17 protein-coding genes are annotated in these 20,976 nt (G+C 35.9%); 13 read left to right on the plus strand and 4 right to left on the minus strand.

The genetic code is table 11. The features are described 5' to 3' along the window. Positions 1-91: 91 nt before the first annotated feature. Positions 92-898, plus strand: coding sequence for a hypothetical protein (locus tag AC4BB7_RS01995; RefSeq protein WP_490484251.1), 807 nt, complete (start codon positions 92-94; stop codon positions 896-898). A 184-nt stretch (positions 899-1,082) separates the two neighbouring features. After that, positions 1,083-1,850 (plus strand): hypothetical protein, encoded by a 768-nt coding sequence (locus AC4BB7_RS02000; RefSeq protein ID WP_490484252.1) that lies wholly within the window; start codon positions 1,083-1,085, stop codon positions 1,848-1,850. Between the two features lie 185 nt (positions 1,851-2,035). On the opposite strand, the gene guaA is transcribed toward AC4BB7_RS02000, so the two are convergent. Further along, positions 2,036-3,592 carry a glutamine-hydrolyzing GMP synthase gene (guaA, locus tag AC4BB7_RS02005; RefSeq protein WP_490484253.1) on the minus strand — a complete coding sequence of 519 codons (1,557 nt, stop codon included), beginning with the start codon at positions 3,590-3,592 and terminating at the stop codon, positions 2,036-2,038. Between the two features lie 105 nt (positions 3,593-3,697). Then, positions 3,698-4,621 carry a type I pantothenate kinase gene (gene coaA, locus AC4BB7_RS02010; RefSeq protein ID WP_086315709.1) on the minus strand — a complete coding sequence of 308 codons (924 nt, stop codon included), beginning with the start codon at positions 4,619-4,621 and terminating at the stop codon, positions 3,698-3,700. A gap of 158 nt (positions 4,622-4,779) precedes the next feature. On the opposite strand from coaA, the gene AC4BB7_RS02015 reads away from it, so the two are divergent. Both AC4BB7_RS02015 and AC4BB7_RS02020 read left to right on the plus strand, forming a co-directional pair. Beyond that, positions 4,780-5,370: a GDSL-type esterase/lipase family protein gene (locus AC4BB7_RS02015; protein ID WP_490484254.1), complete on the plus strand. Its 591-nt coding sequence runs from the start codon at positions 4,780-4,782 to the stop codon at positions 5,368-5,370. A 10-nt stretch (positions 5,371-5,380) separates the two neighbouring features. Next, a complete protein-coding gene (locus tag AC4BB7_RS02020; RefSeq protein ID WP_086315300.1) occupies positions 5,381-5,986 on the plus strand; it encodes a class I SAM-dependent methyltransferase in 606 nt (201 codons plus the stop codon). A 61-nt stretch (positions 5,987-6,047) separates the two neighbouring features. Here AC4BB7_RS02020 and AC4BB7_RS02025 read toward each other — a convergent pair whose 3' ends face one another. After that, the gene (locus AC4BB7_RS02025; protein ID WP_490484255.1) at positions 6,048-7,487 is read right to left on the minus strand and encodes a helix-turn-helix domain-containing protein; all 1,440 of its coding nucleotides are present in this window, start codon (positions 7,485-7,487) and stop codon (positions 6,048-6,050) included. A 166-nt stretch (positions 7,488-7,653) separates the two neighbouring features. Here AC4BB7_RS02025 and AC4BB7_RS02030 point away from each other — a divergent pair, with 166 nt between their 5' ends. The 3 genes from AC4BB7_RS02030 (at position 7,654) to AC4BB7_RS02040 (ending at position 12,620) form a co-directional block, all read left to right on the plus strand. Further along, positions 7,654-10,746 carry a hypothetical protein gene (locus tag AC4BB7_RS02030; RefSeq protein ID WP_490484256.1) on the plus strand — a complete coding sequence of 1,031 codons (3,093 nt, stop codon included), beginning with the start codon at positions 7,654-7,656 and terminating at the stop codon, positions 10,744-10,746. 100 nt (positions 10,747-10,846) lie between these two features. After that, positions 10,847-11,473, plus strand: coding sequence for a WxL domain-containing protein (locus AC4BB7_RS02035; RefSeq protein ID WP_490484257.1), 627 nt, complete (start codon positions 10,847-10,849; stop codon positions 11,471-11,473). Positions 11,474-11,600: 127 nt separating this feature from the next. After that, positions 11,601-12,620, plus strand: a complete 1,020-nt coding sequence (locus AC4BB7_RS02040; protein ID WP_490484258.1) for a WxLIP family cell surface protein — start codon at positions 11,601-11,603, stop codon at positions 12,618-12,620. Between the two features lie 184 nt (positions 12,621-12,804). Here AC4BB7_RS02040 and AC4BB7_RS02045 read toward each other — a convergent pair whose 3' ends face one another. After that, positions 12,805-13,140 (minus strand): RidA family protein, encoded by a 336-nt coding sequence (locus tag AC4BB7_RS02045; RefSeq protein WP_490484259.1) that lies wholly within the window; start codon positions 13,138-13,140, stop codon positions 12,805-12,807. 174 nt (positions 13,141-13,314) lie between these two features. Here AC4BB7_RS02045 and AC4BB7_RS02050 point away from each other — a divergent pair, with 174 nt between their 5' ends. The 6 genes from AC4BB7_RS02050 to AC4BB7_RS02075 all read left to right on the plus strand — a co-directional run bounded on the left by AC4BB7_RS02050 (position 13,315) and on the right by AC4BB7_RS02075 (position 20,951). After that, positions 13,315-14,280, plus strand: a complete 966-nt coding sequence (locus tag AC4BB7_RS02050) for an ABC transporter permease (protein WP_490484260.1) — start codon at positions 13,315-13,317, stop codon at positions 14,278-14,280. 15 nt (positions 14,281-14,295) lie between these two features. Continuing rightward, complete coding sequence (locus tag AC4BB7_RS02055; RefSeq protein WP_086315307.1) at positions 14,296-15,216, plus strand: carbohydrate ABC transporter permease; 921 nt, start codon at positions 14,296-14,298, stop codon at positions 15,214-15,216. Positions 15,217-15,375: 159 nt separating this feature from the next. Further along, entirely contained in the window at positions 15,376-16,839 is a 1,464-nt protein-coding gene (locus AC4BB7_RS02060; protein ID WP_490484261.1) for an ABC transporter substrate-binding protein, read from the plus strand. Positions 16,840-17,012: 173 nt separating this feature from the next. Beyond that, complete coding sequence (locus AC4BB7_RS02065; RefSeq protein ID WP_490484262.1) at positions 17,013-17,627, plus strand: YesL family protein; 615 nt, start codon at positions 17,013-17,015, stop codon at positions 17,625-17,627. Beyond that, positions 17,620-19,344, plus strand: coding sequence for a sensor histidine kinase (locus tag AC4BB7_RS02070; RefSeq protein WP_490484263.1), 1,725 nt, complete (start codon positions 17,620-17,622; stop codon positions 19,342-19,344). Before AC4BB7_RS02065 ends, AC4BB7_RS02070 begins: the two co-directional genes overlap by 8 nt. Before the next feature lie 110 nt (positions 19,345-19,454). Further along, positions 19,455-20,951: a response regulator transcription factor gene (locus AC4BB7_RS02075; RefSeq protein WP_490484264.1), complete on the plus strand. Its 1,497-nt coding sequence runs from the start codon at positions 19,455-19,457 to the stop codon at positions 20,949-20,951. The last annotated feature ends 25 nt before the right edge of the window (positions 20,952-20,976 follow it).

Genomic DNA, 20,976 nt, shown 5'->3' on the forward strand with positions numbered 1-20,976 from the left:
ACCTTTAAAGAATAACAATAAACAAGAATTAAAATCACTCATGAGCTCAATGTTCATGGGTGATTTTTGAAAGGAGAACAATTTAGCACATATGAAAATTAAAAAATGCTTTTACTACACAGGTTTGGCGTGCAGTATTTTGTTATTCAGTGCATGCAGATCATCTAATACGGAAAGAAGTTTTACGACTGAATCATCTATAAATAATCAACAAACAATAGACTCTTTAATTAACTCCTCTTTAGTAGGCAAATGGAGGTTCGTGAAAGGTTATCCTTCCGCTGATGTTACTGTAGATATAGTTGACCATTTAGAACCGTTTGGAGATGAAGATTCTTTGTATATTCCTGATAATGTACAAGAGCTTCTGAGAGAGGAGGTTTGGGAAGACAAAGATTTTAATTCAAAAAAAGGATTTGCGAAAAACTACTACCAATTTACAGACTATAATTCAATGAAGCAAAACTATGAAGATGAGGTGGAACTTCGACAAGAAGCTGAGGACGAAAAAATCAGAAGTGATATTGAACGAAAAAAGTCATTTGAAAAACAGTATAAAGAAATGGATAGTTCTTACAATCGTGATGAACAAGTAGAAAAAGAAATTAAGGAGCTTGAGAAAAAATTAGGTACTGACCATACCTCGACTATGTATTCATTTAAAACACTAGGAGATTACAATCGCTTATTACAAAAAATAGATTTTAAAGTAACAGATTTTGACAATTTTTATTTTTTCGGTACAGATTATGATACTTCTACTTACATTCTTCTAGATGATGGGAAAAAGTTAGCTTTTACTACTGCTTTCATTAATAACTCGGGAGAACGTTCAAAATTTGAATATATTTACTTGTTTGAAAAAGTAAACTTATCAGATAAAGATTTAAATAAGTGAATATCAAATCATTAGAGTATCCCATACGATAAAAAAATATTTTGAATGTTGAGTAAATTCACTCATGAATACAATGATAGTTTCAGAGTGAATTTTTTTGTTAGCTGTATGACAATTTATAGAAGTATGGTGATTGATTTGATATACTGAAATTACTTGAATTATACAGATACGGAGAAAACAAATGAAAATTAAAAGCTTTGATAGATATGATAATTTTAAATTTGATTTAGTCTTTGAGACTGAGGAGAGGTATAAGGTTGATAAACCAAAGTATTTTGAAACTTTAATTGTATTAATTGTGAAACTATTAGATAGTAATTTTAATTACGATACTTCAAAAAATGCTTTTGAAATTGACAGTTGCATCAATTATCTAAACATTATTTACAATTCTACAATTTTTACAGAGAACATTCATAATAAAAAAGAGCTATATGTCTTTTTTCGTGAAAATGATTTTAGTTTAAGGTTTTTTAATGAAAGTATAAGATCGAATAAAGAAATTGCTTATCCTGATTTTTACACATATTTCACAGGTGCATATGCAAATTTAGGAGTTTTGTACAAAAATCTAAAAAGACTTGTAAGGGTTGAAAAATTGTTATATAAAAATAATGAAAATTCGCAGATAGATGAATTTATCTTTATAAGAAATAAGCTACTTATTCACCCAGAAGAAAATTATTCTTTAGCTAACGTTTATGAAGACAACTATATAGCTCAAATGAATGAAATGGACTGGCATCATTCTCTCGAATATGATGAAGACAATAGATGTATGTTACATTTTTATCATAAAGGAAAAGAACGTAGTGTTGATTTAGCCAATAGTTTCTTGAATTCTGTTGAAGAAATATGTTTTGATTTCTTAACAATCCTTTTGGAAAATAATAGGGTTCATATTAATGACTGTAATTTTTCTGCAAAGGAACATAGCCTTCTCTCATAAGAAGAAAATTTAATATACAAAATAAATACATGAAAAAAGCAAGTTTACTAAAGCATAATTTAGTAGACTTGCTTTTTGGTACCAATTTTGGTACCACTAGAGCTTATTTTAACTGTTTTTAACTCATTTTAAAACAACTGGAATGCTGTTATACCAACATTTTTGGGTTAAGTTATCTAATACTTTTATTCCCACTCAACAGTAGCAGGCGGCTTACTCGTAATATCATAAACGATCCGATTCACATGAGCCACTTCATTCACGATTCTCACAGAAATCTTCTGCAACACATCCCAAGGAATTCTAGCAAAATCAGCTGTCATCCCATCGATCGAAGTCACAGCACGAATCCCAACCGTATAATCATACGTACGGCCATCACCCATCACACCCACACTACGGATGCCAGGTAATACAGTAAAGTACTGCCAAATATCACGATCTAAACCAGCATTGGCGATCTCTTCACGTAAAATCGCATCAGAATCACGCACGATTTCTAATTTTTCTTCCGTAATTTCACCAAGCACACGAATCCCTAAACCAGGACCAGGGAATGGTTGGCGCCAAACAAGTGCTTCCGGCATGCCTAATTCGATTCCTAAAGCACGAACTTCATCTTTAAATAACGTATTCAACGGTTCAATCAATTCAAATTGCATATCTTCCGGCAATCCGCCCACGTTATGGTGAGATTTGATCGTTTGCGCTGTTTCAGTTCCGCTTTCTACGATATCAGTATAAAGGGTACCTTGCGCTAGGAAGTCGATGCCATCAAGTTTTGTTGCTTCATCATCGAAAACATACACAAATTCATTTCCAATGATTTTACGTTTTTCTTCTGGATCAGATACGCCAGTTAATTTATCTAAGAAACGTTTTTTCGCATCTACTTTAATGATGTTTAAGCCAAATTTCCCACCTAAACTGTCCATTACTTGTTCTGCTTCACCTTTACGCAACAAACCATGATCCACAAAGATACACGTCAATTGATCGCCGATAGCTTTTTGTAAAAGCACACCAACAACGCTTGAGTCCACGCCGCCTGAAAGGCCAAGAAGCACTTTTTTATCGCCGACTTGTTCACGGATTTTGTTGATTTCCATTTCGATGAAGTTGCCCATTGTCCAGTCGCCTTCGCAATGACAAATATCAAAAGTAAAGTGACGTAATAAGTCGTTACCATACTCAGAATGACGTACTTCTGGATGGAATTGCACACCGTAAAGGTTGCGAGCTGTATCTTGAACAGCTGCAAACGGACAATCTGCACTAGTTGCGACAGTTTCAAAGCTATCAGGGATAGCAGCGACTAGGTCACCATGACTCATCCAAGCGATTTGTTTTTCAGGTGTTCCTTTAAAAATAGGTGAATCAGGGATCAAAAGCGATAGCTCTGACTTGCCGTATTCACGGTTGCCAGCAGGCTCAACTTTTCCACCTAAATTATGCATCATCAGTTGCATACCGTAACAGATCCCTAGAATTGGAATACCTAATTCATAAATTTCAGGATCGATACTAAACGCATTTTCATCATAAACACTATTTGGGCCACCAGAGAAAATAATTCCTTTTGGTGCCATTTCGCGAATTTCATCCGCTGTGATTCGGTGGCTCAATAATTCTGAGAACACGCCAAATTCACGAATACGTCGAGTAATCAATTGGTTATATTGACTACCAAAGTCTAAAACAATAATTTTTTCGACAGTTGTCAAATCGGCAACATTGGTCACATTTATTACCCCTATCCATTTAGATTTATCTAATAAAAGGTCAAAAAGAACTTTTGACCTTTTTAGAATCAAGTTAAGTGTTACTTTGTGATTTAGCTTCACGAACTAGTATTTACGCATGAAAATCTCATCAATAATATGATTTTCAGTCTTATGAAGTATAATATCCGCTCTGCCTCGAGTTGGCAAGATATATTCCTCTAAGTTTTTCAAATTCACCGTTTTCCAAACTTCTTTAGCCATTGCAAAGGCATCTTCACGGTTTCCGATCGCATATTGATAATAGTAATTATCTGGATCAAGAAAGGCTGTATCGAGTAAGGCGCCAAATCGTTCAAGGTACCATTTTTCAATCAGTTTCGGTTCTGCATCTACAAAGACCGAAAAGTCAAAGAAGTCACTGACGTAAATTTGCTGATTGGCTGGCAATTGTAGTGTATTGATTCCTTCAACGATCAGAATATCTGGTTGTTGGATCACTTCATATTCGCCTTCCACAATATCATATACGCTGTGAGAATAAAGTGGTGCTTTGATTTCTTCTTGGCTGTTTTTGACTTGGTTTAAAAAGTCGATCAACTTTTCCATGTCGTAGCTTTCAGGAAATCCTTTACGATCCATGATACCTTTTGCTTCCAACACTTTATTCGGATATAAAAAGCCATCCGTCGTAATCAGTTGAACATTGCGGCGTTTAAAGGTTCTGGATAAAATCAGCTGCAGTAAGCGGGCGGTGGTACTTTTCCCAACAGCCACACTACCAGCGATCCCGATGATAAAAGGCGGAACAGGTACATATTCATGCAAAAATAGCCCTTTGCTAACAGTTAAAGACTCAAATTCTTTCATATATAAATGAATCAGATGGGTCAGCGGCACGTAAATGTCCTGCACATCCTGCAATGAAATTTGATCATTGAAGCCTTTAATATCTTCTAATTCTTCTTCTGTCAGCGGCGCTTTGCCGTTATGATAGAAGCCCTGCCATTCCTTCCGTGAAATGGGGTAATAATTCATTTTATCGTCCATCGGTTCCTCCACCAAAGCCAACATTTATTTCTGCTCCTATTTTAACACAATTTAGCTGGACCTAACACCAATTCCTGAAATAATTCTTTGCTTCAGCAAAACGGTCTTTTCAATGGTATGATAAACAAAGAAAACAAGACGAGAAAGGAAAATGCTTAATGAAAAAAATTGTTTTATTTGGAGATAGTATTACTGCAGGATACGGCGAAGAAGCCATTACTCCTATTTTACAAAACCTAATCTCAGAAGATTTAGCAACTCGAAATTATGAAGAAGTCATGATCGTAAATACTGGTATGCCAGGAGACACCACGCAAGATACCATGAAACGTTTAGAGAAAGAAGTACTAGCTGAGCAAGCGGATATTGTAACAATCTTTTTCGGTGCCAATGATACAAATATCGATAACCTAGTGCCTTTAGAACAATACGCAGAAAATATCGAAACAATGATTACCAAAATCGGCAAAGAAAAAGTCATTCTACTTACACCGCCTTACGTAGATTGTGCTAGAAAGCCAACCCGAGATGATGACCGTATTCGTGAGTATGTAGAACGAGTAAAAGTGATCGGAGCTAAATATGAAATTCCTGTCATCGATTTATACAAAGCTATGGTTGTTTACCCAGGCACAGATGAATTTTTACAAGCGGATGGACTCCATTTTTCTAAAACAGGTTATGACTTACTTGCTGCCTTGATTGTTCGTGAAATAAAAGGTAGACTGATGACAAAAGAAAATAGTTAGGAAGAAGAAAATGACGAATCATTATTATACAGAAAATCCAGATCTAGCGCATGATTTAGAGCAGTGGTCGTTTGAATTAAGAGGGAAGAAATTCCAGTTTTTAACAGATAGCGGGGTGTTTTCCCGTAATACGGTGGACTTTGGTTCACGTGTGTTGATCGATGCCTTTGATTGGGAAGAATTACCAGAAGGAAAGCTACTTGATGTTGGCTGTGGCTATGGTCCGATTGGATTAACGCTTGCTTCGTTGAGCGGTAGAACAGTAGAAATGATCGATGTGAATCAACGTGCGGTAGCCTTAGCGCAAGAAAACGCGAAGAAAAATCATGTAGAAAATGTTGATATCCATACTTCAAATATTTATGCGGATGTTCATGAAAAGGAATACGCTGCAATTATCAGCAATCCGCCAATCCGAGCGGGGAAAAAAGTGGTTCACGAAATTTTAAGTGAAGCTCATCCAAGGCTTTTAGTCGGTGGAACCCTGACAGTCGTGATCCAAAAGAAACAAGGGGCGCCAAGTGCCGAAAAAAGAATGGCGGAAGTTTTTGGTAACGTAGAAATCGTAACAAAAGATAAAGGCTACTATATTTTAAAAAGCATTAAAGAAGCATAAGATTGAATAGAAAAATAAAAAAATCGAGACAGTCGAAATGATTGTCTCGATTTTTTGCGTATTATTCTTTAACGAGCTGTAAAAGATGTGTATAAATAGCTTTCCAAGTTCCAGCTTCATTAAAGTTTTCCACAAGTAAAAAGGTGGTATCTGGTCTTTCGATCGGTGCCACATAATTTGCGATGATCACATCTGCAATCGTGTCATCCGTCGTGAAGATAAAAGTGTCTGGGTTGAGTATTTTCATTAGTTTACGTTTTAAGGCCAATTCAGCAACGATATTCCCACCAAAGTCGATATAAATCATAACTTTTTGCTGATGCTCACCGAGAACGATCAAATAAAGTGTATCGATTAGTACCTGTTTGCTCTCTTCTTTTTTAGACCAAGGGACTGCTGGTTGAAATTGATCGTAGAAATCAACCAATTGCTCATACAAAGCTGCATGAGTTTGAATACTTTTAGTAGTTAAGGCTTGTGAATAAAAGATATTTTTTAAATCATGCCCAAAAAACTGAATATAGCTTAAATGTAGGGTCAAAATATAAAGGCTAGCGTAATAGTTTTTATAAAGACGAGGCAAGGATTCCAATGTAAAGGCTTCGAATATGGCATCTAGCATTTGTTTGGCAAGCATTGCTAGATCAAAATCAATCATGGTTTCTAACTGTTCTCCCAAACGAATCATTTCTTCAAAGCTGCAGAGTCTGGGAATAAAGATCCGCAGGAAAAATAGTAGGAAGGCATGATCCGGCTCATTTTCTTTCGCTTTCAGTAGGGTTGTTAAAGGAAAGACGGAGGAGCAGTGAAGCTCTTCTGTTAAGCGATCTAGATCCGTAGGTGTATGTTCTAACACATAGAAAAAAGAATTTAAACTGTGAAGCTCAGAATAAGTCATCTGTTTGGCGTAAGGAAGTGTTTTTTCATTTGCTACACTTTTTTGACGCTCAGATTCAATCGCAGGATAGGCTGAACGGTAAAAGAATAGGAAACTAAACACTAAAAAGCGAAAGATAAAAATATCAGCAGCTCGACCATCAAGATAAACGTTCTTATTGGCAACTGATAATCTTAAATTAAATTGCGTCAAAAAAGGATTGACCTGACGGACTACATAATACGTATGGGACTGAGAAAATAGCAATTTGTTGGCAATATCAGTGATTGGAATTTGCTCCTCGTGTAAAAAAAGATACGTCAATTGGAACATAGCAGAAGCATTTAAATAATGTTGAATAAGTTCGTAAATCAATAGTGAGGGATGATGCCCCTTTTCTGATTTATCTGCTATATATTTATTTTCTTTGTAATTAATTGTGATTGGGATTTGATAGATTGCCAGATCTCTATTGAGCTGAAGGACAAAGTGATACAGCCGATTTTTAGAGAGAGACAATTGTGTTTGTAATGTCTCGCTTTCGATCATGGGACTATTTACGATTCTAGTAAATAAATCCAATTTTATCTGTTCATTTTTTTTGATTAATTGAGTCATTAACATAACGATCCCACCTTTATAGTAGATATTATAAACGGGTTTAAATGTTTTTCATATTAAAAAATTAAAAATAAGCAAAATATTGTAATACGAGAATATCTTGAAGTTGGAACTGAATTCTTTTATATTTTGTAAGCAGAACAAATATTGACAAACAAGAGGTGATTCAGTGAAATTCATTAAACGATTCAATTTATGGATGGTTATTATTTTTTTAGTTGTCAGTCCGTTATGTCAAAGTCCGATACATGTATTCGCCGAAACACTAAGTGAACAGACAAACATATTAAAAATACATAAAAATGAAAAAGAACAAGCCATTGTTTCATTGCCTCAAATCAGTTCTGGGCAAGAAGTAACCATTAAAACAAACACAGTAATCGATATTGTTGCTTTAGAGCAGGAACAGTCTATCTTAAATTTAACGAATGATGAAGAAAATCATAGTATCTCATTTATCTATCAGGGAACAGCACCGTTTCAATTATATTTTGATGTCGATCAGGTACAAGAACAAGAAATTATAGTAGAACAGAATCAAGAGACGATCACTTACCAACTACAGTTAGACGCAAGTTTTACAGAAACAAGCACAACAGAATTAACAAGTAGTGAAACAGAAGACACCAATCAATCGAGTTCAGAAACTGTTTCAACAGTGGAGACAGGTGAAACCACAGAATCGTCAGAACCTGAAAAAAATTCAGAAACCCAAAGTAGCACTAGTAACAGTACAGAATCGAGTTCAACGTCAACAACGACAGAACAAGCACGTAAACCAGAAACACGGTCAGGAGACTTGGTGAGTGAGATTGCGGCAGATCGAGATGCTGGTTGGAAAGTTCAACTCGATAAGCAAACGACGTTAGCTACCTCATTATCATCAGGGAGTCAGATTTCATATGGTTTTGCCACAGAAGAGGATTTATTTTTAACGAATATTTTCTTAACCAATGAAAATGGTCAGCGAGTTGATTATCGCAATGAAAGTAATTCTTCAAATGGTAGAGGGATTCGTTTTTATTCTTTTGAAAAAGCTGGGGAATACACGCCTGTAGAGAAAGTTGCCGTGAGTGCAGTATCAGTCAAAGAGAACCAAATCAGGGCCTATGGCGAGTTTCTGCTTGATCATAATCCAATCTATTCCTATAAAGTAGTAGTGCGGGTAACACTCAGTTCAAATTCCGAAACTGGAGATATTCAAAAACAAATTGAGATCAAACGTGTTGATAAACCTCTATTAGGTGATCCTCAACCGATGAATGTTGGTTTTTCAGAAATTGTTGATACTAAGTTGAACGGAAAAGACAGCGGAGACGTTGCTTATATCGGAAATAGACGTGGACTTTCAATTGCAAATGATCCTTATCAAGTGATGTTTAAAGTTGGAGAGACAAGTAATGCTGGAACTAATCCAGACAAATGGGGGGCTGCAAAAGGAACCTATTTAGATTTAAGTATAGGGATTCACTGGTGGTATCGTTATGCAGAACCAGGAGACTTCTTTAAGAGCCGATCGATCATCGGTGGTGAAGTTCATGGGTTAGAAGAAAAGAATGGTCAGCCAGGTGAAATCGTCGATTATTATTCAGATGCGGCAGTTGCTATGATGTGGAACAAACAAAAAGTGAAACCACAAGAAAAGCGGACGATGTCATATACGATTCATTTAGATGAAATCAATAAACCCAAGATAAACCTACAATCAGATATTCCTGCTAGTTTACTTGAAGGAAAAAACTTTGAGAACGTCAGCGGTACGGTAGAATCCGAACTAAGTAGTACGATTGATATGCTCTATGCAATCGATGATGAACCGTATACAAAATTTGAAGAGATTGAAAATAAGAATCCTGGTGAAAAACAGGAATGGTCGATCGACAAAATTGATTTATCTGCATACAAACCTGGGAAACATACGCTTACTTTTCTGGCACAGGACAGCAATGGTAACTTATCTGAGAAAATCACACGTACGTTTAGAATCGTCTCAAAAGATACAAAATATGTTTTTGATTCAACTGTTACGAATATGAATGGACTACTCTCAAAAGTTCACCCGGGCGACCGTTTACACTATGAAATATATCTAGAAAACAGAGGAAAAAACATTTATTTCCGATGGGAAAATGAATTTTCCAAGTACTTGACGCTAGATGAGGCCTCACTGCATATCGAAAACAAGCGAGATCCTAAACCAGATGTTCAAATACAAGGGAACAAAATGATTTATAACGGGGCAATGGCTCTTAATGAAGTAATTACGTTTAGTTTTGACGCAATTGTTAAAGATGAAAGTTTAGGCGTAAAACTGGCATCTATCGTGAACAAAGCTAGTTTTTATGAAAAAGGTAGTACCACAAAACCCATAGTGAAAAGCGAAATCAGTATAGCAAATGAAGGAACTGTTACCAACTTTCCTAAACCATACTTAGAAGGGCAGTTGCTAAATAAAGATATCAAAGAAGAGGATGAATTGGTCTTTGAAGGTAAGATCGGCAACTCGACACTAGCCAAAGACGTTGATTCTGGTGCATGGAAGCAAGTGCAGTATGTTTTTCCAGAAGAAGAAGGACTAGTTCTTAAAGAAATTCAGATTCTGGATAAAAATAACCAACCTTTACCTGATAGCCAAGTTGAATGCGGGATCGTTTCCGAAACAGATGGGCAGCAGGTAAAACAAAACTATCGTAGAATGGCGATTGCTCGTTTTAAAAAGGATATTTTACCCCAAGAAGAATATCATATACGAGTGAAGGCGACAGCAGCAAAAGATTCGTCTAAGCTTAGTGAACCAATCATTGTGCATACTTCTGCTTTTGGAATAGATAAAACAGAAGAAAGTGTTGAGCTTGAAAAAGAGATCAAGCTACCTAAGGTTCAACCCAAAGAAATGTTGACCATTGCAGAGGTTACAGGGGAATTGAATTTTGGTGAATGGACAATAAAACGAGAAAAACAAAAAAGATATGCAGAAGATTTAAGTATAACGATTCAAGATACACGTAGTGGTAACAATTCGTGGTCGTTACAAGTATCAAGTGAAATTAAAAATGAATCTGGTGACAAGTTACCTCTCTTCTTTGAAGAGGGGAATCAAAAACAATCGTTAGAAGCTGGAGTCATCATTAGTCACAAAGGAATGAAAGAATTGAAATTCGGGGAGAAAAGCGAGCAAAAAATATATGCTGAACTATCTCCAAACATGACGAAAGGCCATTACCAAGGAACCGTTTCTTGGAATCTGATGGATGTGCCTTAAGATTCAAACGTCCATTATTATCGTTTTAAATAGATAGAATCTTTAGTGTCTATCCTTAAAATAATCAATCAGTTAAACCAATATTAGGAGGAATTTTATTATGAAAACAAGTACCTTAACAACAGGAATGATTTTATTAGCAGCGGGAAGTCTATTTGCTGTGACGGCCCATGCAGAAGAAGTACCAGCAAAACAAGCAACAACAAAGACTGAAGCAGCTGTTAAAGGTGGCGACCTTTATTTAACAGGTTTCACTAATACAGCGAATTTTGATTTTGATTTAAACGATGCTGTATCAACTGATGAAAATGGGAATACAACCATCAATTCAACTATCAAGTCTAAACCAATGGAAAATGAATTAGGAATCATCCAAGGTCAAGTAGTTGATTTACTAGGATCTAACGAAAAATGGACAGTAAACGTTAAACTATCTGCCTTTGTAAACACTGAGAATAAAGAACAAACACTTGCGTCACCATTGATCGAAGGATCAAAAATTTTAGGGCAAGAAGTACCTAAATCAGCAGATAACTTAATTATCATCGATCAAGTGGGAACGAATATCGTTTCTGATGGCGAAACAACAGGTTTAGGTGTTAACACGATCGGGCTATCAAATGCGATGATGACATTCGGTTATACAAAGAACAAAAAAGTCGTAGCTGGAGATTACTCTGGTGAAATCAATTGGAACTTAGTTGATGCTGAAACAGGTCAAGAATAAGCAGTAGATTAATTAGACATAGCAATAGTTATAACAAAAGTAGTTTGAAACAAAGAGCATGGCTTTTTGTTTCAAACTTATCTGTACATAAGTCACTCATGTTATATATAGAAAGGAATAATGATAAATGAAAAAGATAGTAGGATTTTTAAGTATTATTTTTGTTGTTGGATTATTTTACGGAAACACTGTTTTTGCCGAAGAAATGTCATACTCAGTTCAAGCTATTTTACCTGAGAACCAAAAGACAGATGTTAGTTATTTTGATTTACATATGACTCCTTCGAAAGAGCAAGAGCTAAAATTAAAACTCATAAATTATGCAGATCGTCCATCAACGATTGCAGTTACCCCTAGAGATGCTTTCACAAATAATAATGGAATGGTCGATTATAGTGTTGATAAACCTCTATTAGACAAATCGATGAAGCATAGTTTGACGGATTTAGTTTCAGAAAAACAAGTCGTTACGTTAAATCCTAAAGAAGAAAAAGAGATTCAGTTTCATTTGAAAATGCCAAGCGATTCTTTCGATGGCGAAATTTTAGGTGGATTTTTTGTCCAAGAAGTCAATGACAAAGAGCCTTCAAAGGATTCAAATGAGAGCAAGCAGGAACAAAAAAATGCTTCAGGTGTCCAGTTGTCAAATCGATTTTCATACACGATTGGTGTAAAACTAAGCGAAACGGATACCATTGTAAAACCAGAAATCAAACTGGGGGACATTAAGGCAGGTCTGACAAATGGACGGACAGCTTTTTTAGCGACATTAAGAAATGTTCAAAGTGCAACCTTAAAAAAAGCGACTGTTGAAGCAAAAGTGTATCAAAAAGATCAATTGATATACACAACAAAAACGGAAAAATTGGCGATGGCGCCGCATTCTGTATTTGATTACAATGTTTCTTTAGAGAATGAAGAAATACGTGCAGGCGAGTACACACTTAAGTTAGAGGTTACAAGTGGTGAAGAGAAGTGGGCCTTTACAAAAGAATTTGATGTCGAGCAAAAAGAGGCAGAGAAACTTAATGAAGAAGCTGTAGATGTAGTAAAACAGCCAACCAATTATTGGCCGTGGGTGGCAGCTGGAATGGGCGTTATCTTAGTTGGATTACTAGGGTACATTGTTTATCAAAAAAAAACATAACTAAGCGAAATGAGTTTGAGACAAGAGTCGATTAGGTTCGAGCAATATAAAAAGCGAGCAATGCGCTTTTTATATTGCTCGCTTTTTTGCGAAATTGCCGAAGAACCTGACTGTTGGTCACCGTTTATTAAGTTTTGTCTCGCACTCGCTTCGTTTTTAGTATCTAATAAAGTGAATAGTTTATCTAAAATGCTGCAATTCCATCAATTTCAACTTTAAAGTCTGGATCGATCAATCCGGCAACAACAACTAATGTAGAAGTAGGTTTTGACGCGCCGACAAATGATACTAGCTTACTTCTAACGCCTGGTAGATAGGCAACATCTGTAATATATATCGTGATTTTTACTAAATCATCTACCGTTAAATTATTTTCATGCAAAGCAGTGATGATTTTTTCTAATACAATTTCTGTTTGCTCTTCAATACTATGCGGTGTGTAACCCTCTTTACTTGGTGTTTGGCCTGAAATATATAGGGACTTGTTGCCAGCAATTTTTGTGTTTTGATAAATTTGCACGTTGCTTCCTCCATTCTAGTTGTTAGATTCATTGTATCATATTCAGGAATGGTTATAGGGAAAGGCATTATTTGGGGTATTTTTAGTAACATCTATATTTTTTATAAGAATATCTATATTTTGTTTATTTTTATTCCTTTTTGAAAGCGCTACAATTCTATTGTAGACAATTTGATGAAAGGAGTTGGGGAAATGAAGAAGAAATCAAAGCGCTCGCTTTTCTTTACGAATGTCTGGCGGTATAAAGCCTTGATCTTAATGGCGATTCCAGCGATGGTTTGGATGATCTTTTTCTTTTATATTCCAGTATTGACTAATGTGGTAGCTTTTAAGGATTTCCATATTTCACCAGATGGGTTTATCGCTAGTTTGAAAGAGAGCCCTTGGGTTGGCTTGGATAATTTCAAGTTTTTGTTTTCTTCTAATGATGCCTTCTTGATTACGAAAAATACAGTGTTGTACAACGTGACGTTTATTACGCTAAACCTTGTCATTTCTGTATTTTTTGCAATCGTGATGAGTGAATTGCGGAATAAGCGTTTGGTAAAAGTTTATCAAACAATGTCTCTTTTGCCGTATTTCTTATCTTGGGTTATTATTGGGTATTTTGTTTATGCCTTTTTAAGTCCAGATAAAGGGATTTTCAATCAGTGGATTGCAAGTCGTGGAGGAACGCCAATCAATTGGTATAGTGAAGCGAAATATTGGCCGTTTATTTTAGTCTTTATCGGAACGTGGAAAGGAATAGGCTATAATAGTATCATTTATTTTGCTTCTGTTATGGGAATTGATCCGACTTATTATGAGGCTGCGATGGTGGATGGTGCCAGCAAGTGGCAGCAAATCAAAAATGTAACGATTCCTCAATTGTTACCTCTGATGACGATCATGACGATTTTGGCTGTGGGAAATATTTTTAGAGCGGATTTTGGTTTGTTCTATAACGTTCCAAGAAATTCTGGTTCATTGTATCAGGTCACGTCTGTTTTGGATACTTACATCTTCAACGGCTTGACCGCTACAGGCGATATCGGCATGACAGCAGCAGCTGGGTTGTACCAGTCGACAGTCGGTTTTATCTTGTTGATGGTTACAAACGGAATCGTTCGTCGCTTTGACAATGATTCGGCATTATTCTAAGGAGGAGTGAAAACATTGAAGAAAAAGCCAGTTTCAAAAGTAGCAATACGCTCATTTAATAGACCTGCAAATTTGTTTTTTAATGTGTTGATCGCAGTTTTTGCTCTATCTTGCATTTTGCCGTTTTTGTTTGTTGTGGCGATCTCACTTACTAATGAAACAGCACTAGCCACTCATGGGTATAGTTTTTGGCCTAAGGAGTTTAGTTTCTTTGGCTATACTTACTTATTTGATCAGATGCAAGACAAGATTTTTCAAGCATTGTTTGTCACCGTTTTAGTAACGGTGGTTGGAACGTTGATCAATAGTACGGCGACATCGTTATATGCGTATGTGATTTCAAGATCTAATTTTCCGTTTCGTCGGTTTTTTACTGTCTTTTGTTTGATTACGATGTTGTTTTCCCCAGGGATGGTGGCAAATTATATAGTGATGACGAATTTACTGCAGTTAAAAGATACGATTTGGGCATTGATTTTGCCAATGGCGGTCAGTCCGTTTAATATTATTGTGATGCGAACCTTTTTCAAACGCTCGGTGTCTGATTCGATCATTGAGTCAGCGCGGATCGACGGGGCTTCTGAGATGCGGATTTTTATTCAAATCGTGTTACCACTAGCAGTACCAGGGATTGCAACAATCAGTTTATTTGCCGCTTTAGGGTATTGGAATGACTGGTTTAATGCACTGTTATATATTCAAAAAGATAGTTTAGTTCCACTGCAATATTTATTGATGAAGATTCAAAACAACATTCAATACTTGACCCAAAATGCTGGAGCCAGTAGTCAATTATCTGGTGGGATGGCAGCGATACCGGGAGAATCAGCTCGGATGGCAATCGTCGTTATTTCGACATTACCAATTGCAATCAGTTATCCATTTTTCCAAAAGTATTTTGTAAAAGGGTTAACGATTGGCGGAGTTAAGGAATAAAAAGCTTGCTCATTCAGCTTTTCCTGCAAGGCTAAACGAGCCCGCTACGCTTTTTCCTTGAAACATGCCAAGAAACACAACGAAGAACTGTGTTGATGTTGAATGGTACAAGGTGAAGTGGAACATTGTTACTATTTTAAATTACAAGGAGGAACAGGAATGAAGACGTGGAAAAAAGTAATCGGTTTAAGTACAGCAGTTGTTCTTTTAGGTGCGTTAACAGCATGTGGCGGTGGTAAAGGAAAAACAGAAGGAAGTAGCAAAAAAGCGGATGAAAATACACTAATGATGTATCAAATCGGAGATAAACCTGATAACTACGATGCCTTGATGGAAACGGCTAACAAGAAAATCGAAGAAAAAACAGGCGTTAAACTAAACATCCAGTATATTGGATGGGGCGATTACGAGAAAAAAATGAGTGTTATTGTCTCTTCTGGTGAAAATTATGATATTGCGTTTGCGGATAATTACGTACCAAATGCGCAAAAGGGTGCGTATGCTGATTTAACTGAACTGGCACCGAAATTTGCTAAAGATGCTTATGACCAGTTGGATGAAGCGTATATAAAAGGAAATTTGGTGGATGGTAAATTATACGCATTTCCAGTTAATGGCAACGTATACTCTCAACAAGTGCTGACATTCAACAAACAATATTTGGATAAATACAAGTTATCGATCGATGATATTAAGTCATACAAAGATGCAGAAAGCGTACTAAAAACGTTCCATGAAAAAGAACCGAATATTGCAGCATTTGCGATTGGTCAAGGATTCAAAGCGCAAGGTGATTTTGATTTTCCGATTGGGAACAGCTATCCATTCGCAGTGGATTTAAATGGTGATCCTAAAAAAATCGTCAACCAATATGAAAATAAAGACTTCATGGACGTCTTAAAAACAATGCATAAATGGTATCAAGCAGGCTACATCCCATCAGATGCGGCTACAAGTAATACAGAGTTTCCATTAGAAGGAAATACTTGGTTCGTTCGTCAAGAAACACAAGGTCCTTACGATTATGGTGATACGATTTTAAGTAATGCTGCAGGACAAGAATTAGTATCTAAAGCCTTTACTACACCACTTAAATCAAGTGATCAAGCTCGAATGGCTAACTTTGTAGTCTCAAATACGTCTAAAAATAAAGAAAAAGCTGTAGAAGTATTAGGTCAAATCAATAGTGATCCAGAATTGCTGAATGGATTAGTTTGGGGAATTGAAGGCGAAGCTTGGGAAAAAATTCCAGGCAAAGAGGGTAAAATCAAATTGCTCGATGGGTATAAACCAAACACACATTTACCAGCCTGGAATACAGGAAATAATAAGATTTTATACACCCAAGATACCATCACAGATGATATGATCAAAGAGCGTGATGAATCAATTGCTAAAGCAGAGACATCTCCGATTTTAGGCTTTAACTTCGTGACATCAAATGTGAAAACAGAAATGAGTAATATAGCGAACGTTATGAGTCAATACCTAGATGGTTTAAATACAGGAACTGTTGACCCAGAAGAAACAGTCCCTAAATTAAAAGAAGCGCTTGTTAACGCTGGTTACGAAAAAGTCTTAGCTGAAATGCAAAAACAATACGATGAATTTTTGAAAAAATAAAACAGGTATAAATCCTTGGAACCAAGTGAATCGATAATACATCGTTTTTACTTGGTTCTTTTAAAAATAATTGGGTTAAACTGCGTACTATTATCTTAGACAGTAGTTTTTTATTTGGAATATCCGGAATAGTTATTTATTATACTAATAGAGAAGTAGAAAGGAAGAGTTAGATGGTTGGAAAAGCGTTGGAAACATTGTTCATTAAAATCTGGGTCATTGTAAAGTTAAATTTATTTTTTTGGTTATTCAGCTGTTGCGGTTTACTTGTAGCGGGGATTGGGCCAGCGTTGAAAACAATCAATGAATTATTTATCAGTCATCAATTTAATTACAAAGATATTACGTTGAAAGAAGGTTGGAGTCGTTTTAAGCAGAATTTTGTCAGAGGAAATATTCTCTTTTATGGCACTATTTTGTTATTAACAGGTTTAGCCTATAATTTATTTTTATCTGTTCAAATCCAAGGATTGGCGTTTTTGATGATTGATTTTCTTTTAGTCTTTGCAATGATCTATGCAGTTGTGACTTTTCAGTATACATTACTATTAGACAGTTATTATGAAATCGGTTTAAAAAATTTATTGAAACTAGCGTTTATTTCGACATTATCAAATTTTACCAATCTTTTAAAAATTGCAATTGGCATATGTTTGATTCTATTCATTACGTGGAAGTTTAAAGGTTTGATTCTATTTGGTACGTTTTCTATGATTCAAATTTGGAGTTTCACTGCAACAAAATCATGGCGCCAAACAATCGATCAACGATTGGAACTCCATGCGTAAACAAAAACCTTCTTTCTTTAATGAAAAAACGTTACTGAACCGTTTGCTGAAAAATTATGCGTTGATCCTTGTGTCTTTGATTTTGATTGGCATGGTCAGTATTGGTATGAATACCTATTGGCAATCGATGGGAAGAGGGGAGATTACAGCACAAGAAGCTGTAGACACGATTAGCCGCTCGATCAATGATAAGAATCTACAAGGTAAAACGATGTTGAATAGTTTGAGAGATAATCAAGACAAAATCAACAATTTAAATCGTTACATGGATACTTCGATTTCAGATTACTTGAATTACTCTTATGATCAACAGTTAGAAACAGGCAACTATCTATTTTTACCCGGCCAAGTAAAAAATTTTTATACCATGTATGATAATATCGAATCGATTATCATCGTATTGAACAATTATACTGATTATTATCTTTCTAGTGTTGAAAATAAGAGTGGTAAGAAGATAGAAGGAACGCCACGTCTAAATAATAAGTTTTATTTGGCGTATCCAATCACAAATCCAGTGACTTTAGAAGTGCTGGGCAGTTTTTATATTGAGTTTTCTCAAAAAGATATCATCGATAGCTTGACTCATTTAACGACATTCGATGGATTATCAGCGTATGTATTTTCAAGTACAGGGTATCAACTATTGACTTATACGGAACCAAATAACGCGTCAGACCAGCAACTGATTCAGCAAAAAATGAAAGAAACATCTGCTTTGCCAATTCAACAGTTGGCAGAAAATAATATACTGGAACATCTGAAAACGACGAGTGGTTTTGATATTTTAGTGACAATCTCTAAGAAAAAGATCCTGACGCAAGTTCTTTTTGATTTACGGATTCTGATGCTGGGTGGTTTGGTGTTGATTTTATTACTGTTATATTTGCTTTATCGAACCTTTACGAAGTATTCTCAACAAGTCGATATTATTATGGGATCGATGGCGCTTGTTTCTGAAGGAGATTTGAATACACGGATCAATGATCAAGAGACCCAATTTGAGTTAAAAGAACTATCTATAGGAATCAATACGATGTTGGATAATATTGAGCAATATATTGCGGATATCTATAAACTAGAGATCAAGCAACAAGACGCACATATGAGAGCCTTACAATCGCAAATCAGTCCCCATTTCTTATATAACACACTCGAGTATATTCGAATGTATGCATTAAGTGAAGGGAGTGAGGAACTAGCGGATGTCGTATATGCCTTCTCAACCTTACTGCGGAATAATACCGATCAGGCTAAGACAACAACGTTGGAAAAAGAGCTAAGTTTTTGTGAAAAGTATGTGTATTTATATCAAATGAGATATCCAGATCGAATTGCATATCACTTTGAGATCGATGAGGCATTAAAGGAACTGGTTTTACCGAAATTCTCAATTCAGCCGTTGATTGAAAATTATTTTGTTCATGGTATCGATTTTTCCAGAAATGACAATGCTATCAGCGTGAAGGCTCGTTTAATTAAGGGTCAGGTAAAGATTTCAATACGTGATAATGGCAAAGGAATCTCTTTACAAAAGCTAGCGTTGATTCAAACTAAATTGAAGAGCGAGCAAATCGAGCTGCATGATTCGATCGGGCTGCAAAATGTAAATGAACGTTTGCGTGCTTATTTTGGCCCATCATTTTTAATGACGATTACGCCGAACGAAATAAAAGGAATCGCAATTGAGTTAACCTTTGATGATCCTCTTTCCTAACAAATCTGATTGATAACGAAAAGAAAAAGAAAGTTTATTTCAAAAAAAGTCACCGTCTTTACAGCAAAATCATTTTGCGATGAGTAGTCGTAGAGTAAAGGAGTAATAAAATGAATTACAATGTTTTATTGGTTGATGATGAGTATATGATCGTAAATGGGCTGAAAAAAATTATTTCTTGGGAAGCAGAAGGCTTTTCCATCAAAGGGACGGCGCGAAATGCCAAAGAAGCACTGACGATGATGGAGACAGAGGCGATTGATCTAGTCATTACGGATATCACGATGCCGGAAATGACAGGATTAGAATTTATTGAAGCTGCTCAAAAAGAGGCGAGAGAATTTGAATTTATGATTCTTTCTGGTTATCAAAAATTCGATTTCTTAAAAGGTGGATTACAGTTGGGGGCTATCAATTATTTGATGAAGCCTGTAGATAAGGTTGAACTTCTAAAAAGTGTTAAAAAAGCAAGAAAACGTCTAGATGAACGCAATCAACAAGAAACTAGAAATGGTTTGTATAGTGAAATTTTATTGTCCCAATGGGTGAATGGCGAAATTGATAAGGATAGTTATGAAGAGCTGGATCGATTGGTCAATACTGCAGAAAAATCAGAGTGGACAGTTCTGTTGATAGAGGTTAATCGCGAGAAAAAGATCAATGTGATTGACTGGCTAGAAAATCAGCAGCAATCGTTGTTATTTACTCGCAATTTAGGGGATAAAAGTCTGATTGTACATATATTTAAAGGTGGTAAGTATCAATTGAACCAATTGTTAACAGCCAATCCGTTACAAGCCAATGAAGATGATAGTTGGTTGATAAGTGTTGGTGAGACGGTCAGTGACTGGGAGGACGTACCGGATAGTTATGAAAAAGCAAATCAGACATTACAGCGCTATAAGTTTTACGAAGCTAGCGGCAGCAATGTGCTGTATTCTGTTTTTTCAGATGACTTTGATCTATCAGCAGATATTATCAATTTTAACAAGACGTTGATGGTGGGAGATTTTACCACGATTGAGACGACGATCGCTGAAATCTTTGCTAAGACGCAAAAAATCGGTGCTCGTCCTGAGGATGTTCGGCATATTACGTTTATGCTTTTTATGGATATTTATCGCCGTTTTAATCATTTGGATGAAGGGGAGTATCAGCAAGTGTTAGATGATATCAATCACTCGTCCAACGCTGATAAACTGCATGATATTCTATCCACTACAGTGACTCAAATCACGCGGGAAAAAATAGCATACGATTATTCAGAAAACGTTCAAAAAGTGATCGATAAAATTCGTTCGGATTATACAAGCGAATTAACATTGAAATGTGTAGCGCAATCATTACATCTTAATGTGATGTACTTGGGGCAACTATTTAAAAAAGAAACAAAGAAGAGCTTTTCCCAATATTTAAACCAATATCGTATGAAAAAAGCCCAAAATTTGTTGCTTTATACGGATGATAACGTAAATGAAATTGCTGATAAAATCGGCTTTAACAACAGCACATACTTCTCTCAAATTTTCAAAAAGATGAATGATTTAACGCCGAAAGAATTTCGAGAAAAATATAAACACCATTACGATTCGGTGGGGGAAGAATAGGTGAAAAAGCAACCACAAGAGATCT

The sequence above is a fragment of the Enterococcus sp. AAFC-DPL-5182 genome (genome assembly GCF_058216605.1).

Bases quoted from the DNA above. Each gene is read 5' to 3' on its own strand.
- AC4BB7_RS02065 (WP_490484262.1), top strand. From the start codon at position 17,013: ATGGTTGGAAAAGCGTTGGAAACATTGTTCATTAAAATCTGGGTCATT.
- AC4BB7_RS01995 (WP_490484251.1), top strand. From the start codon at position 92: ATGAAAATTAAAAAATGCTTTTACTACACAGGTTTGGCGTGCAGTATT.
- AC4BB7_RS02070 (WP_490484263.1), top strand. From the start codon at position 17,620: ATGCGTAAACAAAAACCTTCTTTCTTTAATGAAAAAACGTTACTGAAC.
- AC4BB7_RS02035 (WP_490484257.1), top strand. From the start codon at position 10,847: ATGAAAACAAGTACCTTAACAACAGGAATGATTTTATTAGCAGCGGGA.
- AC4BB7_RS02040 (WP_490484258.1), top strand. From the start codon at position 11,601: ATGAAAAAGATAGTAGGATTTTTAAGTATTATTTTTGTTGTTGGATTA.
- AC4BB7_RS02050 (WP_490484260.1), top strand. From the start codon at position 13,315: ATGAAAGGAGTTGGGGAAATGAAGAAGAAATCAAAGCGCTCGCTTTTC.
- AC4BB7_RS02060 (WP_490484261.1), top strand. From the start codon at position 15,376: ATGAAGACGTGGAAAAAAGTAATCGGTTTAAGTACAGCAGTTGTTCTT.
- AC4BB7_RS02025 (WP_490484255.1), bottom strand. From the start codon at position 7,487: ATGTTAATGACTCAATTAATCAAAAAAAATGAACAGATAAAATTGGAT.
- coaA (WP_086315709.1), bottom strand. From the start codon at position 4,621: ATGGACGATAAAATGAATTATTACCCCATTTCACGGAAGGAATGGCAG.
- AC4BB7_RS02015 (WP_490484254.1), top strand. From the start codon at position 4,780: ATGAAAAAAATTGTTTTATTTGGAGATAGTATTACTGCAGGATACGGC.
- AC4BB7_RS02075 (WP_490484264.1), top strand. From the start codon at position 19,455: ATGAATTACAATGTTTTATTGGTTGATGATGAGTATATGATCGTAAAT.
- AC4BB7_RS02000 (WP_490484252.1), top strand. From the start codon at position 1,083: ATGAAAATTAAAAGCTTTGATAGATATGATAATTTTAAATTTGATTTA.
- AC4BB7_RS02020 (WP_086315300.1), top strand. From the start codon at position 5,381: ATGACGAATCATTATTATACAGAAAATCCAGATCTAGCGCATGATTTA.